Origin of the sequence: Sphingomonas sp. DC5200-1, assembly GCF_049897245.1 — a bacterium.
Classification (GTDB): domain Bacteria; phylum Pseudomonadota; class Alphaproteobacteria; order Sphingomonadales; family Sphingomonadaceae; genus Sphingomonas; species Sphingomonas aquatilis.
Genome location: NZ_JAFCVW010000004.1, coordinates 514,965 through 529,645 on the forward strand (window position 1 = coordinate 514,965; position 14,681 = coordinate 529,645).

Sequence of the window (14,681 nt, forward strand, 5' to 3'; positions counted from 1 at the left end):
CGCGATGGCAAGGAAATACTTCGGCACCGACGGAATTCGCGGGCTGACCAACGCGGGCGCGATGACCGCGGCGATGGCGATGAAGGTCGGCATGGCGGCCGGCGCCTATTTCCAGCGCGGGGATCACAAGCATCGCGTGCTGATCGGCAAGGACACGCGCCTGTCGGGCTATATGCTCGAATCTGCGCTGGTCGCGGGCTTCACCAGCGCCGGCATGGACGTCATCATGGTCGGGCCGCTGCCGACGCCCGCGGTTGCGATGCTCACGCAGACGATGCGCGCCGACATCGGCGTCATGATCTCGGCCAGCCACAATCCCTTCGCCGACAATGGCATCAAGCTGTTCGGGCCGGACGGCTACAAATTGTCCGACGAGGCCGAACTGACGATTGAGGGCCTGATCGACAGCGAGGTGCCGCTCGCGCCCGCCGCGCAGATCGGCCGCGCGCGCCGCATCGACGACGCGCAAGGGCGCTACATCCACTTCGCCAAGAACACCTTCCCCACCGATCTGCGCCTCGACGGCCTGCGCGTCGTCATCGACTGCGCGAACGGCGCCGCGTACAAGGTCGCGCCGTCTGCCCTGTGGGAACTGGGCGCGGATATCATCGCGATCGGCGTCACGCCCAATGGCGTCAACATCAACAACGGCGTCGGCTCCACTGCGCCGCAGACACTGTCCGAAACCGTCGTCGCGTCGGGCGCCGACATCGGCATCGCGCTGGATGGTGACGCCGACCGCCTGATCGTTGTCGACGAACAGGGCAGGGTGGTCGACGGCGACCAGCTGATGGCGACGATCGCCGCCGGCTGGGCGCGCCGCGGCCGGCTCGCGGGCGGCGGCCTCGTCGCGACCGTCATGTCGAACCTCGGCCTCGAACGGCATCTGAAGGCGCAGGGCCTCGGCCTCGTCCGCACTGCGGTCGGCGACCGCTACGTGCTCGAAAAGATGCGCTCGTCGGGCTACAATGTCGGCGGCGAACAGTCGGGCCACATCATCCTGTCGGATTACGGCACCACCGGCGACGGCCTCGTCGCGGCATTGCAGGTGCTCGCCGAGTTGAAGCGCGCCGGCGCACCGGCCAGCGAAGTGCTGCACCGCTTCGAACCGCTGCCGCAATTGCTCAAGAACGTCCGTTTCGCCGGCGGCAAGCCGCTGGAGGCGCAGTCGGTCAAGGACGTGATCGCCGCCGCCGAGGCCGAGCTCGCCGGCACCGGCCGCCTCGTTATCCGCCCGTCGGGCACCGAACCGGTGATCCGCGTGATGGCGGAAGGCGACGATGCGCGTCAGGTCGAAACGCTCGTCGACCGCATCTGCGACGCCGTCCGCCAGGCCGCCGCCTGATGCTGGAAATGCGCCCCGACTGCGAGCGCTGCGGCATGGACCTGCCCGCCGACGCACCGGGTGCGTTCATCTGCTCGATGGAATGCACCTTCTGCACCGAATGCGCCGATGCAATGGACGAACGCTGCCCCAATTGCAGCGGCGAACTCCTCGACCGTCCGACGCGGTTGGGGAAGACGCTAAAGGCGAATCCCGCCGTCACCGAACGCCGCTTCCAGGCCTGACCCTCAATTCGTCATCCCGGCGAACGCCGGGATCCATGGACACGGCGCCACCAGCGTCGGCGCACCACCGCGACATCACCGCCACCATGGATCCCGGCGTGCGCCGGGATGACGAACAATTTTGGTTCACGCGGAGACGCGGAGACGCGGAGGTGTTGCGTCTGGACCCGCGGCAGCTCTCACCAAAACGGTTCGACAATGGACCCCGCCCGCGAGACGCGGCACCCACTCCACAAGCGCAACCCTCCGCGTCTCCGCGTCTCCGCGCGAACCCAATCCCCATCGCCCCAGATACCGCCGATGGTTCACGCAAAGCCGCGAAGCCGCAAAGAGACCTCACCCGCGGCCCCGCCACCACCCAACGCAACCCCGACGCGTCTTCGCGTCTTCGCGCGAACCAAAACCGCTGTCCTACACGCCCCCAAATATGCCATGGCACACCCTTATGGCTCACCCGACAAGCCACACCCCCGCCATCGTCATCGCAACGCCCCAGCACGGGGAGCGAGTCCGGACATTACGTACCGTCCACTTCGTCCACTTCCGGAAACAATCATGATCCCCCGCGTCCTCATCATCGCCGGGTCCGATTCGGGCGGCGGCGCCGGTATCCAGGCGGATATCAAGACCGTCACGATGCTTGGCGGCCATGCGATGACCGCAATCACCGCGATCACCGCGCAGAATACGCTGGGCGTGCAGGCGGTGCATCCCGTCCCCGTCGACATGGTCGTCGCGCAGATGACGAGCGTCATCGACGACCTCGGCGTCGACGCGGTGAAGATCGGCATGATCGGCTCCGCCGCGACCGTCCACGCCGTCGCCGATGTGCTCGAAACCCTCGACGTCCCCATCGTCTTCGACCCCGTGATGATCGCCACCAGCGGCTCCGTCCTCGCCGATCCCGACACGATCGCCGCCTTCGGCCGGCTGATGGGCATCGCGTCGGTGGTGACGCCCAACATTCCCGAACTGGCGGCACTCGGCGGCGAAGCGGCGGTGGTGGCGCATGGCTGTCACGTCGTCGCCAAGGGCGGGCATGGTGACGGGGCGTCGGTGACGGACCGGCTGCTGTCGCCCGGCGGAGAAATCCGTCGGCTCATCGGCAAGCGCTTCGACACCGACGATACCCATGGCACGGGATGCACCTTGGCCAGCGCACTGGCAGCGGGTCTCGCCAGCGGACTGGGAATCGAGGATGCGTTCGTACAGGCCGTCCGCTTCGTCCGCATTGCGATGATGCATGCACCGGGTCTCGGTGCCGGCCATGGCCCGCTTGGGCATGCGCTCGGGGTGGTGCCGTTTGACGAACTGGAAGGCTGAATGCCCGGACTGAAGCACGAAAAGGCCTGCCTGCCACCCGTCGCCGGGGTGGACGAGGCGGGGCGCGGCCCACTCGCCGGGCCGGTCGTCGCCGCCGCGGTGGTGCTGCCCGCCAAGGGCACGCCGCGCGGCATCGACGATTCCAAGAAGCTCTCCGCCACCGAACGCGCCCGCCTCTGCACGCTCATCCAGACCCGCGCCGTCTTCGGCATCGGCATCGTGGAGGCGGACGAGATCGATACGCTCAACATCTATTGGGCAACGATGAAGGCGATGACGCTCGCGGTCGATGCGCTGACGCTCAAGCTCGGCTGCGATCCCGGCCATGTGCTGGTCGACGGCAATCGCCTGCCGCGCTGGTCCTATCCCGCCACCGCGATCGTCAGCGGCGACGCGCACAGCCTGTCGATCGCCGCCGCCTCGATCCTCGCCAAGGAAACGCGCGACGCGATCATGCTGGAGCATGCCGCGGTTCACCCGCACTATCACTGGCATTCGAACAAGGGCTACGGCTGCAAGCACCATCTGGCGGCGCTGCTCGAACACGGGCCGACCCCGATTCACCGTCGCAGCTTCGCGCCCGTCGCCGCCGCCTACGCGCGAATCACGCCCGACGCGGCGGCGGGACCGCTGTTCACCGCCTCTGCCGCTAACCAATTTCATGGCCGAGTCTTTTGAGTCACACCCCCAGCGCTGGGGGACGCACGGAATCGACGCTCCCATATCTTGCGGGGCCGAGTCGTCGATCGGGCCGCTTAACGGGATGGTAAGCTTTATCGTTAACCACTCAGGCCTTGACGCGAGTCCACCATCTGACGCGAATAGGGGTCCAAGGGGGACGTAATGGCGGTTATCGAGAAGGTCAGGCAGCCGAAGGTTGCGCGCGCGACGGTGCGCAAGGTGGCGGCGCCGGTCGATACGCGCGTGCTGCCGCTCGACCAGATCGTCCGCGGCGATTGCATCGCGGCGATGCGCGCCATGCCCGACAAGTCGGTCGACATGATCTTCGCCGATCCGCCCTACAACCTCCAGCTCGGCGGCGAGCTGTTCCGTCCCGACGGCAGCCATGTCGATGCCGTCACCGACGATTGGGACAAGTTCGACACCTTCGCCGCCTATGACGCCTTCACCCGCGCCTGGCTGGCCGAGGCGCATCGCATCCTGAAGGACACCGGCTCGATCTGGGTGATCGGCAGCTATCACAACATCTTCCGCGTTGGCACCGCGGTGCAGGATCTGGGCTATTGGATCCTCAATGACATCGTGTGGCGCAAGGCCAATCCGATGCCCAATTTCCGCGGCACCCGCTTCACCAACGCGCATGAGACGCTGATCTGGGCGTCGAAGGGCGAGGGCGCGAAATACACGTTCAACTATCGCAGCATGAAGACCCTGAACGACGAGCTGCAGATGCGCTCCGACTGGGAATTCCCGATCTGCGGTGGGCAGGAACGCCTGAAGAAGGACGGCGTGAAGGTCCACCCGACGCAAAAGCCCGAGGCTTTGCTCTACCGCATCCTGCTCGCCTGCACGAAGCCCGGCGACGTCGTGGTCGACCCCTTCTTCGGCACCGGCACCACCGGCGCGGTCGCCAAGCGCCTGGGCCGCCACTGGATCGGCATCGAGCGTGAGGGCGACTACATCGCCGCCGCCGAGGAACGCATCGCCGCCGCGCTGCCGCTCGATGAATCGGCACTGTCGACGATGCAGTCGCCGCGTCAGCAGCCCAAGGTCGCATTCGGCGTCCTGGTCGAAAACGGCTATCTCCAGCCCGGCGCGGTGCTTACCGACACCAAGCGCCGCTTCCGCGTGACTGTCCGCGCCGACGGCAGCCTGCTGTCGGACTGCGGCGCCAGCGGCTCGATCCACAAGCTCGGCGCGACGCTGCAAGGCGCCCCCGCCTGCAATGGCTGGACCTTCTGGCAGCATGAAGCCGGCGGCAAGCTCCAGCCGATCGATATGCTGAGACAGACCTACCTGCTCGCGACCCAGCCGTAAGGTCCCCCTCGGCAAAGCCGGGGAAGGAGCGGGTGCCTGCTTCCTCCCGTCACCCCGGACTTGTTCCGGGGTCCACCGGGCCACAGGGGAACGGCAAGAGCCTCCAGCCGCCCCCCTCGCCGCGGAGTGGACCCCGGACCAAGTCCGGGGTGACGGAGGGGGGGGGGCGGCCCGGAACGGGGTCGGACGACACCAAACTCCTCCCCCGCCAGGGGGAGGTGGCACCGCAAAGCGGTGACGGAGGGGGCGGTAAGCGACGCCCCCCGTTGTCGCCATCCGGCCGCCTCTTGCCTTGTCGGCCCACAGCAAGGACACGGGAACGATGACCCTCCACCTCCGCCCCGTCCAGTTCGTCGACACCCCCGTCACCCAGGCCGACGGCAGCGTCGCCCGCCTCGCCGGCGGCCTGCAATGGTTCGCGGCCTATGAGGTGATCGAGAACGGCACCAAACGCACCGTCCCGGTTGCCGATATCGCCACCCTCGGCGACCACGCCCAGACGCTCCACACCGCCATCACCGCGCCGCGCCCCCCGCTCGTCCTCGGCGACCGCACGCTCCGTCTCGACCAGCCGCTCGTCGCCGGCATCCTCAACGTCACGCCGGACAGCTTCTCCGACGCCGGCCAGCACAGCGCCGATCCCGCCGCCGCCGCGGCCGCCGGCGTCGACATGGCCGCCGCCGGCGCCGCGCTGATTGATCTCGGCGGCGAATCCACCCGGCCCGGCGCCGCGCAGGTCTGGGAGGGCGACGAGATCGCCCGCATTCAGCCGGTCGTCGAACGCCTCGCCCGCAGCGGCACGCTCGTCTCGATCGACACCCGCAAGGCCGCGGTGATGGAAGCCGCGCTCGCCGCTGGTGCGCAGATCGTCAACGACGTCTCCGCGTTGCTCTGGGACGATCGCGCGCTCGCCGTCGTGGCGCAGGCTGGTTGCCCTGTGGTGCTGATGCATTCGCCCGATCCCAAGGAGGGTGGCCATGCCCGCACCGGCTATCGCGACGTGCTGACCGAGGTGTTCGACTGGCTCGACGCGCGCATCGCCGCGGTGACGGCAGCGGGCATCGACCGGTCGCGCATCATCGTCGATCCCGGCATCGGCTTCGGCAAGACGCTGTCGGAGAATCTCGCGCTCCTCAACGGCCTCGCGCTGTTCCACGGTCTCGGCTGCCCGATCATGCTCGGCGCCAGCCGCAAGCGGATGATCGGCGCGCTCGACAACGAAGCCCCGGTGGCGGCGCGCCTCGGCGGCAGTCTTGCGCTCGCGCTGAAGGGGGCGGAAGCCGGCGTGCAACTCCTGCGCGTTCATGACGTTTCCGCAACGGTTCAGGCGCTGCGCGTGTGGCGCGGCCTGCGCGACCGGGCCCTCGTGGGTGGCTGAACCGTAAAATAGTGTTGCGGAGCGGCCATAGCGCGCGGATGCGCGTTATGGCCGCTCCGTCATCATTCGTGAGGTTCCATGATCGTTGCATCCTCCCCTCGACTGAACCGTATCATCGCCGAGGTCTGGAAGCCGCTGACGCTCCTCTTCGTCTGGGACGTCATCGTCACGGTCACCTATTACGTCCTGCCGTTCAAGGCGCCGTCGCTGCCGTTGACACTGTTCGGGTCGGTGCTGGCGCTGTTCCTCGGCACGCGCGCCAATTCGGCCTATGCGCGCTGGTGGGAAGGGCGTTCGCTATGGGGACTGATGATCAACGCCTCGCGCAACATCAGCCGCGAAGCGCGCAATTTCCTGCCCGCCGAAGAGGCGCATGACCTGCGCCGCACGATCGTGTTGCGCCAGATCGCCTATGTGAATGCGCTACGCTGCCAGCTGCGCAAGCAGCCGGTCGACGAACAGGTGCTGAAATATCTGTCGCGCGGCGAGGCGGAGCCGGCGCTTGCCCGCACCAACATCGCCAACGGCCTGCTCGACGGCACCGGCCGCCGTATCGACGATGCGCGCCGCGCCGGCCTGATCGATACGATCCAGCAGACGCGGATGGAATCGACGCTGGTCGACATCGCCAATTCCCAAGGGGGGATGGAGCGGCTCAAGAATACGCCGCTGCCGAACCAGTTCCGCTTCTTCCCGACGCTGTTCACGCACGTCTTCTGCATCCTGCTGCCGATCGGCCTCGTCGAGACCTTGGGCTTCGCGACGCCGCTCGGGTCGACGGTGGCAGGGCTGATGTTTCTCGCGGTGCTCGCGATCGGTGACGATCTGGTCGATCCGTTCGCCAATACGGTTCACGATCTGCCGCTGACCGCGATGTGCCGGACGATCGAGATCGATCTGCTCCAGTCGATCGGCGACGAGGCACCCCCGCCGCTGACTCCGGTCAAGGGCGTACTCTGGTAAGGCTACAGCGTGTAGCCGCCGTCGCTTAGCAGGCAGCTGCCGGTGACGAGCGCGGCGGCGTCGGACAGCAGGAAGCCGATCTGCGCGGCAATCTCCTCCGCCTTGGCATAGCGGCCCAGCGGCGTGGCCATCGCCGCCATTTCCGCAAAGGCGGCGTCACGACCGATTGCGGCGACCCGGTTCGCAAACATCGGGATCGCATCCCACACCGGGGTTTCCACTCCGGCCGGGGCGATGGCGTTGACGCGGATGCGCCGCGCCGCGGCCTCCTTGGCGGCGACCTTCACCAGATGAATCAGCGCCGCCTTCGACGCGCCATAGGCGGCGACGCCCGCCTCCGCCTTGATCCCCGCTGCCGATGCGGTCGCGACGATCGCGCCGCCGTCCGCCATCGCCCGCAATGCCGCGCGCAGCGTCAGGAACGCGCCATCCAGGTTCACCGACAGGATGCGTCGCCATTCGGCGAAGTCGAGGTCGGCGATGACGCCCGCGCCGGCCACCCCGGCATTGACCACCGCACCGTCGATGCCGGCAAGATAGGGTGCCGCGGTGTCCCAGAACGCCTCGTCCGCGACGTCGCCGGGCAGCAGGTCCAGCGTGCAGGGCAGGTCGATCGCGGCCAGCGCCGCCGCATCGCGGTCGACCAGCACCAGCCGGCGCGCGCCCTCGGCGGCAAGATGCTGCGCGGTGGCGAGGCCGATGCCCGATGCGGCACCGGTGACGAGGATGTGACGGTTGGCGAAGCGGCTCATGCCGTCCCGCATAGCAGGATCTACGCGGCGGCGTTATCGATGCCCAACTCGCCCAGCTTGCGGTACAAGGTCGACCGCCCGATCCCCAGCCGCCGCGCCACTTCGGTCATCCGCCCGCGATAATGGCCGATGGCGAGCCGGATCACGTCCGCCTCGATATCCTCCAGCGGGCGCAGGTTGCCGTCGGGCCGGAACAGCGTCACCCCGCCGCCCGACAGCGTCGCGGTGCCCGCGCTCCCCGGCCGGCGATTGCCCAGCGAGGCGATCTGGGGGAAATCCGCCCGCGTCAGCGCCGCGCCCCCGCACAGCACCGCGGCGCGGAAGAGCGCGTTCTGCAACTGGCGGACGTTGCCCGGCCAGTCGTACTGCACCAGCAGCGCCAGCGCATCGTCGGTAATCCCCAGCGGCCTTAGCCCCGGTTGCTGCGCGATCCGCGCCAGCAGATGCCGCGCCAGCGCCGGCACGTCGGCCAGCCGTTCGCGTAAGGGCGGGATCGTCACCTGCACCACGTTGAGCCGGTAATAGAGGTCCTCGCGGAACCGCCCGGCGGCAACCTCGTCGAGCAGCGTCTTGTTCGTCGCAGCGATCACGCGCACGTCCACCTGCCGCGCATGACGCGCGCCGATCGGCTGGATCTCGCCCGATTGCAGCACGCGCAGCAGCTTCACCTGCGCCTCGAGCGGCATTTCGCCCACTTCGTCGAGCAGGATGGTGCCGCCGTCGGCATCGGCGAACTTGCCGATCTTGCGTTCGAACGCGCCGGTGAACGCGCCCTTTTCATGCCCGAACAATTCGGATTCGACGAGGTTCGCCGGGATCGCCCCGCAATTGACGGTGACCATCGGTTTCTTGGATCGCGGCGAGGCGGCATGGATCGCATCGGCGACCACTTCCTTGCCGACGCCGCTTTCGCCCTCCACCAGCACCGGCACGCGCGCCCGCGCCGCCTTGGCGGCGATGGCGAGCGCAGCCCGGAAATCGGGCGAGGACCCGACGATCTCGTCGAACGCTAGCAGCGCCGGAATCTTCTCGGTCAGTGGGCGCAATTCCCCCGCCGCCGTCCCCGCCACCGCCGCCTCCAGCGCGGCGAGCAGGCGTTCGGGCGCCAGCGGCTTCACCAGGAAATCGGTCGCGCCCGCGCGCATCGCGGCGACGGCATGCGCGACCGATCCGTTGGCGGTCAGCATCAGGATCGGCAAAGCCGGGCGCCGTTCGCGCAGCTCCGCGATCAGCGGGCCGGCATCGGCATCGGGTGCCCAATGGTCGAGCAGGATCGCGTCCAGCTGCATTCCGTCCTGCGTGCCGAGCTGCGCCAGCGCCATCTCGCCATCGGCGGCGAAGATCGATCGCCAGCCGGCACGCGCGGCCAGCGCCGACACCAATCGCCGCTGCGCAGGTTCGTCGTCGATCAGCAGAAGCAGCCGCTGCCCGTTGCGCGTCATAAGGTTTTCCGTCCCGGTTCGGGGCAAGCGATACACAGCCGGAGTAAAGGCGGGCTTAAGCCGGTGCAGGCGTACCTTGCCTTGACGCCCATGGCGCTTTGCGGGCAGTGATCGTGCAACAGGGGCGAAGGCGCCACAGGCAAACAGGGGTTGGATGATGGCCGGCAACGGTGACATGAAGGCGCATGTGGCGACCTATTCGAGCGTCACGAAGATGCTGTTCTGGGGCGCCATCGCCTGTGCGGTGATCGCCGCGCTGGTGATCTGGCTGATCGCCTGAGCGCCCGCCGACATGAAGATCGCCGTCCTCAAGGAACATGTTGACGGCGAGCGGCGCGTTGCCGCCACGCCGGAAACCGCCAAGAAATTCATCGCCCTGGGTGCGACCGTCGCGGTGGAAGCCGGCGCCGGTGCCGCCGCCCGTTATGCCGATCAGGCCTATGCCGATGTCGGCGCCAGCGTCGCCGACCGGGCGAGCACGCTCGCCGGCGCGGACATCATCCTCGGCGTGCAGGGCCCCGATCCCGCCGGTCTGACGGGCGCTGCGGCCGGCGCGTGGATCGTCGCCGGCCTCAACCCCTTCGGGGACCGCGCGCGAATCGACGCCTATGCCGCCGCCGGCTACGAAGCGCTGGCGATGGAATTCATGCCGCGCATCACCCGCGCGCAGTCGATGGACATATTGTCGTCGCAGTCGAACCTTGCGGGGTACAAGGCGGTGCTCGACGCCGCGGCCGAATATGGCCGCGCCTTCCCGATGATGATGACCGCGGCCGGTACGGTGAGCGCCGCCAAGGTGTTCGTCATGGGCGTCGGCGTCGCTGGCTTGCAAGCGATCGCCACCGCGCGGCGCCTTGGTGCGCAGGTTTCTGCGACCGACGTGCGCTCCGCGACGAAGGAGCAGATCCAGAGCCTTGGCGCCAAGCCGATCTTCGTCGAGAATGTGAAGGGCATCGAGGGCGAAGGGGCGGGCGGCTACGCGGGCGAGATGAGCGACGACTATAAGGCGGCACAGGCCGAACTCGTGTCGTCGCATATCGCCAAGCAGGACATCGTCATCACCACGGCGCTGATCCCCGGCCGCCCGGCGCCACGCCTGATCAGCGATGCGCAAGTCGCCAGCATGCGCCCGGGCAGCGTGATCGTCGACCTCGCCGTCGAACAGGGCGGCAATGTCGAAGGCGCGGTGGCGGGCGAGATCGTCGAGCGCCACGGCGTAACGATCGTCGGTCATCGCAACGTCGCCGGCCGCCTGCCCGCCGACGCCTCGGCATTGTTTAGCCGCAACCTCTACAACTTCCTCTCGACCTTCTGGGACAAGGACGCCGGCCGCCCGGTGCTCGACGCCGAGATCGGCGACGCCGTCCGTTTGACCAAGGACGGGCAGGTGGTGAACACCCGGCTGCTCGGCGCATGAGGGGGGCTGTCCTACACGACGGTCTTGGGCCTAGTCTTGCGCCGATGAACCGCGAATCGTGCCTCCGTTCCATCGTGACGAACCGTTCGGGTTCGCGGTATGGCAAACAGGGGGATACCGTTTCGCTCACTTTGTCCACTTTGGAAGCGCCGGTACGCCGCGCCGAAACGGTCGGGAGCTGAATAATGGACTTCGTCGCGATCCTCTCGATCTTCGTGCTGGCCTGCTTTGTTGGATATTATGTCGTTTGGTCGGTCACACCGGCGCTCCACACGCCGCTGATGGCGGTGACCAACGCCATCTCCAGCGTCATCATCGTCGGCGCGCTGATCGCCGGCGCGGCGGCGGGCAGTGCTTCGTCAAAATGGCTCGGGCTGCTTGGCGTGGTGCTGGCCAGCATCAATATCTTCGGCGGCTTCGCGGTCACCAGCCGCATGCTCGCCATGTACAAGAAGAAGGACCGGCCGGCGCCGGCCAAACACTAGGCAATTCGTCACCCCGGCCTTGGGGTCCAATCAAAGTATTACTTTGATGGGGTCCGTGAGCCGGGGTCCCGCTTCTTCTGGCGGCGGGACAAGACAGCGGGACCCCGGCTCAAGGCCGGGGTGACGAAGGGGGATACGGGGACATGGAACACGCAACCGCCGGCAGCTCGTTCGCGGCGCTCGCCTATCTGATCGCGGGGGTGTGCTTCATCCTCGCCTTGCGCGGCCTGTCGTCGCCGACGTCGAGCCAGCGCGGCAATCGCTTCGGCATGATCGGCATGACCATCGCCGTCGTGACGACGCTGGTGACGCATGTGCCGATCGACCAGTTGCTCGTGAGCAGCGCGACGCCGACCTATGATTACACGGCGATCCTCAGCCGCGTCGATTACGTCACGATGCTCGAAATTCTCGCCGCCATCGGCATCGGCGCGGTCATCGGCATCACCACCGCGCGCCGCATCGCGATGACCGCGATGCCGCAGCTCGTCGCCGCCTTCCACAGCCTCGTCGGCTTGGCCGCCGTGCTCGTCGCCTGCGCCGCCTTCCTCAACCCCATCGCCTTCGGCATCGCCGACATGGTGATCCCGATGATCGGCCAGCCGTTCGCGGTGATCCATGGCGTCAGCCGCGTCGAGATGGGCCTTGGCGTCGCGATCGGCGCGATCACCTTTTCGGGCAGCGTCATCGCCTTCCTGAAGTTGAACGGCAACATGGGCGGCAAGCCGATCCTGCTGCCCGGCCGCCACGCGATCAACCTCGCCGTGCTCGCCGCGATCCTGCTGCTCGTCGCCTATTTCACGCAGGATCAGAGCCCCTGGATCTTCTGGACGATCACGATCCTCAGCTTCGCGATCGGTTTCCTGCTCATCATCCCGATCGGCGGCGCGGACATGCCGGTCGTCGTCAGCATGCTCAACAGCTATTCGGGCTGGGCGGCGGCGGCGATGGGCTTCACGCTGCACAACAGCGCGATGATCATCACCGGCGCGCTGGTCGGCTCGTCGGGTGCGATCCTTAGTTACATCATGTGCCGCGCGATGAACCGCAGCTTCATCAGCGTCATCGCCGGCGGCTTTGGTGCCGAGGCCGCGGCGGGCGGCGGCGGCGACAAGGTCGACCGTCCGTGGAAGCGTGGCTCGGCAGAAGACGCCGCCTTCCTGATGAGCCAGGCCGAACAGGTCGTCATCGTGCCGGGCTACGGCATGGCGGTCGCGCAGGCACAGCACGTGCTTCGCGAAATGGCCGACAAGCTGAAGGAGCATGGCGTCCGTGTGAAATACGCGATCCACCCCGTCGCGGGCCGCATGCCGGGCCATATGAACGTGCTGCTTGCCGAAGCGAACGTGCCCTATGACGAGGTGTTCGAGCTGGAGGATATCAACTCCGAATTCGCGCAGACCGACGTGGCCTTCGTGATCGGTGCCAACGACGTCACCAACCCGGCGGCCAAAACGGACAAGTCCTCGCCGATCTACGGCATGCCGGTGCTCGACGTCGAAAAGGCGAAGACCGTGCTGTTCATCAAGCGCTCGATGGGCGGCGTCGGCTATGCCGGGGTCGATAACGACGTGTTCTACATGGACAATACCATGATGCTGCTGGCCGACGCGAAGAAGATGGTGGAGGAGATCGTCAAGGCGCTCGACTGATGGCGGCGGGTGTCTCCATTTTGGATGTAATTGGCATTTGGGCGCCATTTACCTCGGAAATGGAGGTGACTGACCGCGATCCCGTCCCCGGCCCGCGTATCGTGCCGCCATGGGGAAGGCGACGTTTACCGAATGGGCGGGGCAGGGCGGTGCCGGCTGCTACAGACACCGCGGCCGCGCGATGCTGCTGATCGCCGACGCCGACATGGGCGGTGCCGCCGACGCAGCGATCGCCGCCGCCGGGGGGCGGCCCTTGCGGCGCATCGCATGGGCCGAGGTGGAGGCGGGCCTCGCCGCGGTGGTCGCCGCGCCCGTCGTGCTGGCGGAGGCGGGCGGGGTGGCCCCCGAACGGCTGGAACAGGCGCTGCCCACGCTCTGCCGCTTCCTCGACGCCATGGAGACGCGCGGCGTCGTCACGTTCGCCACGGACCAGATCGATCTCGTCGCCCGCCATTTGATGGACGCCCCCGTCGAATTGCTCTGCGACGCCACCATCCCGCAGCGCGCGCTGGCGCTGGCCCAGGCGGCACTGCCCCGGGCGCTGATGCTGAACGACAGCATGCCCGACCGGGTCGAGGACGATCGCCACGCCTACAGCCCGCAGGGCGCCGAGTCCGACGACCAGCACATCCGCCGCATGGCCGAAGGGATCGCGCAAATCTCACGCATCACCGCAGGCCTCCTCTCCCATACCGCACCCGCGGAGGCTGGCCTGGGTGCCAGCGACATCGCCGACCGCCGCCGCAGCTTCGCCAGCGAGCCTGCGGCCGGCGGTCAGGTCGTCACGCCGCAGGAGGTGCGCCGCGTGATCCAGCTGCGCCAGTCCCGCAGCCGCTTCTTCGGCCAGTTCATCGGTGAGGGACTGTTCGAGGACCCGGCGTGGGACATGCTGCTCGACCTGTTCGCCGCCGAGCTGGAGGGCAATCGCGTCAGCGTGTCCAGCCTGTGCATCGCCGCCGGCGTCGCGCCGACCACCGCGTTGCGCTGGATCGCCCGCATGACCGACATGGGCCTGTTCGTCCGCCACCCCGACCCCGTCGACCGCCGCCGCGCCTTCATGACCCTGTCGCCCCGGGCCAGCGAGGCGATGCGCGCCTATCTGGTGGCGGCGCGGAAGGCGTGAGTGCGCTTCCCTCTTGCGGTTCCGCTCCGGCTTTGGCAGGGCGGACATCCCCGAGAGGGGGCGCTTAGCTCAGTTGGTAGAGCATCTCGTTTACACCGAGAGGGTCGGCGGTTCGAGCCCGTCAGCGCCCACCATCCCCCCCGATGATCAGGCCTGTGCCGCCCCGAAGTCCGATGGCGTCCGCCGCGGACCGCCGCTGCCGCGCCGGTTGAGCGCCTGGCGCACCCTGTCGAGCAGTTCGGTGCGCCGATAGGGCTTGCTGAGCACGTCGGTGGCGCGCTTGCGGGGTCCGTTGACGACCAGTTCCTCGTTGTAGCCGGTGGTCAGCAGCACAGAGACGCTGGGATCGCGCTCCATCACCGCGTCGGCCAGCATCAGGCCGTTCATGCCGCCCGGCATCACCAGATCGGTGAACAGCAGGTCGATATGGTTGTCGGGATGGACCTTGTCGAAGGTCTTGACCCACATTTCCCAAGTAAGGCGCTGATTTCGCTGTCCTGACCATTATATTTCCTATATAAAACATGGTGTTGAAGGCTGCGAGGGGCGCGTTTCATGGATCACCCAGAGGGTGCGGGC

Annotated in this window: 15 protein-coding genes and 1 tRNA gene; 13 read left to right on the top strand and 3 right to left on the bottom strand. The window is 67.7% G+C overall.

The window, feature by feature from the left end; all coding sequences use genetic code 11:
* Nucleotides 1–4 precede the first annotated feature (4 nt).
* From glmM to ACP7A3_RS11570, 7 genes are all read left to right on the top strand, one after another.
* The gene (glmM, locus tag ACP7A3_RS11540) at nt 5–1,345 is read left to right on the top strand and encodes a phosphoglucosamine mutase (RefSeq protein ID WP_426255643.1); all 1,341 of its coding nucleotides are present in this window, start codon (nt 5–7) and stop codon (nt 1,343–1,345) included.
* Entirely contained in the window at nt 1,345–1,569 is a 225-nt protein-coding gene (locus tag ACP7A3_RS11545) for a DUF1272 domain-containing protein (protein ID WP_426255644.1), read from the top strand. Before glmM ends, ACP7A3_RS11545 begins: the two co-directional genes overlap by 1 nt.
* A gap of 555 nt (nt 1,570–2,124) precedes the next feature.
* The gene (gene thiD, locus ACP7A3_RS11550) at nt 2,125–2,892 is read left to right on the top strand and encodes a bifunctional hydroxymethylpyrimidine kinase/phosphomethylpyrimidine kinase (RefSeq protein WP_426255645.1); all 768 of its coding nucleotides are present in this window, start codon (nt 2,125–2,127) and stop codon (nt 2,890–2,892) included.
* On the top strand, nt 2,893–3,570 hold the full coding sequence (locus ACP7A3_RS11555; protein ID WP_426255646.1) for a ribonuclease HII: 678 nt from the start codon (nt 2,893–2,895) through the stop codon (nt 3,568–3,570).
* Between the two features lie 165 nt (nt 3,571–3,735).
* On the top strand, nt 3,736–4,890 hold the full coding sequence (locus ACP7A3_RS11560) for a site-specific DNA-methyltransferase (RefSeq protein WP_426255647.1): 1,155 nt from the start codon (nt 3,736–3,738) through the stop codon (nt 4,888–4,890).
* A gap of 322 nt (nt 4,891–5,212) precedes the next feature.
* The gene (gene folP, locus ACP7A3_RS11565) at nt 5,213–6,268 is read left to right on the top strand and encodes a dihydropteroate synthase (protein WP_426255648.1); all 1,056 of its coding nucleotides are present in this window, start codon (nt 5,213–5,215) and stop codon (nt 6,266–6,268) included.
* Between the two features lie 78 nt (nt 6,269–6,346).
* A complete protein-coding gene (locus ACP7A3_RS11570; RefSeq protein ID WP_017980102.1) occupies nt 6,347–7,231 on the top strand; it encodes a bestrophin family protein in 885 nt (294 codons plus the stop codon).
* 2 nt (nt 7,232–7,233) lie between these two features.
* On the opposite strand, the gene ACP7A3_RS11575 is transcribed toward ACP7A3_RS11570, so the two are convergent.
* On the bottom strand, nt 7,234–7,995 hold the full coding sequence (locus ACP7A3_RS11575) for an SDR family NAD(P)-dependent oxidoreductase (RefSeq protein WP_017980101.1): 762 nt from the start codon (nt 7,993–7,995) through the stop codon (nt 7,234–7,236).
* Nucleotides 7,996–8,003: 8 nt separating this feature from the next.
* Nucleotides 8,004–9,425 (bottom strand): sigma-54-dependent transcriptional regulator, encoded by a 1,422-nt coding sequence (locus ACP7A3_RS11580; RefSeq protein WP_426255649.1) that lies wholly within the window; start codon nt 9,423–9,425, stop codon nt 8,004–8,006.
* Nucleotides 9,426–9,582: 157 nt separating this feature from the next.
* Between ACP7A3_RS11580 and ACP7A3_RS11585 the strand changes: the two genes are divergently transcribed.
* The 6 genes from ACP7A3_RS11585 to ACP7A3_RS11610 all read left to right on the top strand — a co-directional run bounded on the left by ACP7A3_RS11585 (nt 9,583) and on the right by ACP7A3_RS11610 (nt 14,236).
* Complete coding sequence (locus ACP7A3_RS11585; protein WP_241769293.1) at nt 9,583–9,705, top strand: aa3-type cytochrome c oxidase subunit IV; 123 nt, start codon at nt 9,583–9,585, stop codon at nt 9,703–9,705.
* 12 nt (nt 9,706–9,717) lie between these two features.
* Nucleotides 9,718–10,842, top strand: a complete 1,125-nt coding sequence (locus ACP7A3_RS11590) for an NAD(P) transhydrogenase subunit alpha (protein WP_426255650.1) — start codon at nt 9,718–9,720, stop codon at nt 10,840–10,842.
* A gap of 185 nt (nt 10,843–11,027) precedes the next feature.
* On the top strand, nt 11,028–11,327 hold the full coding sequence (locus tag ACP7A3_RS11595; protein ID WP_043060847.1) for an NAD(P) transhydrogenase subunit alpha: 300 nt from the start codon (nt 11,028–11,030) through the stop codon (nt 11,325–11,327).
* Between the two features lie 143 nt (nt 11,328–11,470).
* The gene (locus ACP7A3_RS11600; protein WP_426255651.1) at nt 11,471–12,979 is read left to right on the top strand and encodes an NAD(P)(+) transhydrogenase (Re/Si-specific) subunit beta; all 1,509 of its coding nucleotides are present in this window, start codon (nt 11,471–11,473) and stop codon (nt 12,977–12,979) included.
* Nucleotides 12,980–13,088: 109 nt separating this feature from the next.
* The gene (locus ACP7A3_RS11605; protein ID WP_426255652.1) at nt 13,089–14,102 is read left to right on the top strand and encodes a MarR family winged helix-turn-helix transcriptional regulator; all 1,014 of its coding nucleotides are present in this window, start codon (nt 13,089–13,091) and stop codon (nt 14,100–14,102) included.
* Between the two features lie 58 nt (nt 14,103–14,160).
* Nucleotides 14,161–14,236: transfer RNA gene (locus ACP7A3_RS11610), tRNA-Val, on the top strand.
* Between the two features lie 13 nt (nt 14,237–14,249).
* On the opposite strand, the gene ACP7A3_RS11615 is transcribed toward ACP7A3_RS11610, so the two are convergent.
* On the bottom strand, nt 14,250–14,570 hold the full coding sequence (locus ACP7A3_RS11615; protein WP_426255653.1) for a response regulator: 321 nt from the start codon (nt 14,568–14,570) through the stop codon (nt 14,250–14,252).
* Nucleotides 14,571–14,681 lie beyond the last annotated feature (111 nt).

Excerpts from the sequence above, each read along its gene's own strand:
- ACP7A3_RS11600 (WP_426255651.1), top strand. The coding sequence starts at position 11,471 with ATGGAACACGCAACCGCCGGCAGCTCGTTCGCGGCGCTCGCCTATCTG.
- ACP7A3_RS11585 (WP_241769293.1), top strand. The coding sequence starts at position 9,583 with ATGGCCGGCAACGGTGACATGAAGGCGCATGTGGCGACCTATTCGAGC.
- ACP7A3_RS11615 (WP_426255653.1), bottom strand. The coding sequence starts at position 14,570 with ATGTGGGTCAAGACCTTCGACAAGGTCCATCCCGACAACCATATCGAC.
- folP (WP_426255648.1), top strand. The coding sequence starts at position 5,213 with ATGACCCTCCACCTCCGCCCCGTCCAGTTCGTCGACACCCCCGTCACC.
- ACP7A3_RS11605 (WP_426255652.1), top strand. The coding sequence starts at position 13,089 with ATGGGGAAGGCGACGTTTACCGAATGGGCGGGGCAGGGCGGTGCCGGC.
- ACP7A3_RS11555 (WP_426255646.1), top strand. The coding sequence starts at position 2,893 with ATGCCCGGACTGAAGCACGAAAAGGCCTGCCTGCCACCCGTCGCCGGG.
- thiD (WP_426255645.1), top strand. The coding sequence starts at position 2,125 with ATGATCCCCCGCGTCCTCATCATCGCCGGGTCCGATTCGGGCGGCGGC.
- ACP7A3_RS11570 (WP_017980102.1), top strand. The coding sequence starts at position 6,347 with ATGATCGTTGCATCCTCCCCTCGACTGAACCGTATCATCGCCGAGGTC.
- ACP7A3_RS11545 (WP_426255644.1), top strand. The coding sequence starts at position 1,345 with ATGCTGGAAATGCGCCCCGACTGCGAGCGCTGCGGCATGGACCTGCCC.
- ACP7A3_RS11580 (WP_426255649.1), bottom strand. The coding sequence starts at position 9,425 with ATGACGCGCAACGGGCAGCGGCTGCTTCTGCTGATCGACGACGAACCT.
- ACP7A3_RS11560 (WP_426255647.1), top strand. The coding sequence starts at position 3,736 with ATGGCGGTTATCGAGAAGGTCAGGCAGCCGAAGGTTGCGCGCGCGACG.
- glmM (WP_426255643.1), top strand. The coding sequence starts at position 5 with ATGGCAAGGAAATACTTCGGCACCGACGGAATTCGCGGGCTGACCAAC.
- ACP7A3_RS11575 (WP_017980101.1), bottom strand. The coding sequence starts at position 7,995 with ATGCGGGACGGCATGAGCCGCTTCGCCAACCGTCACATCCTCGTCACC.
- ACP7A3_RS11590 (WP_426255650.1), top strand. The coding sequence starts at position 9,718 with ATGAAGATCGCCGTCCTCAAGGAACATGTTGACGGCGAGCGGCGCGTT.
- ACP7A3_RS11595 (WP_043060847.1), top strand. The coding sequence starts at position 11,028 with ATGGACTTCGTCGCGATCCTCTCGATCTTCGTGCTGGCCTGCTTTGTT.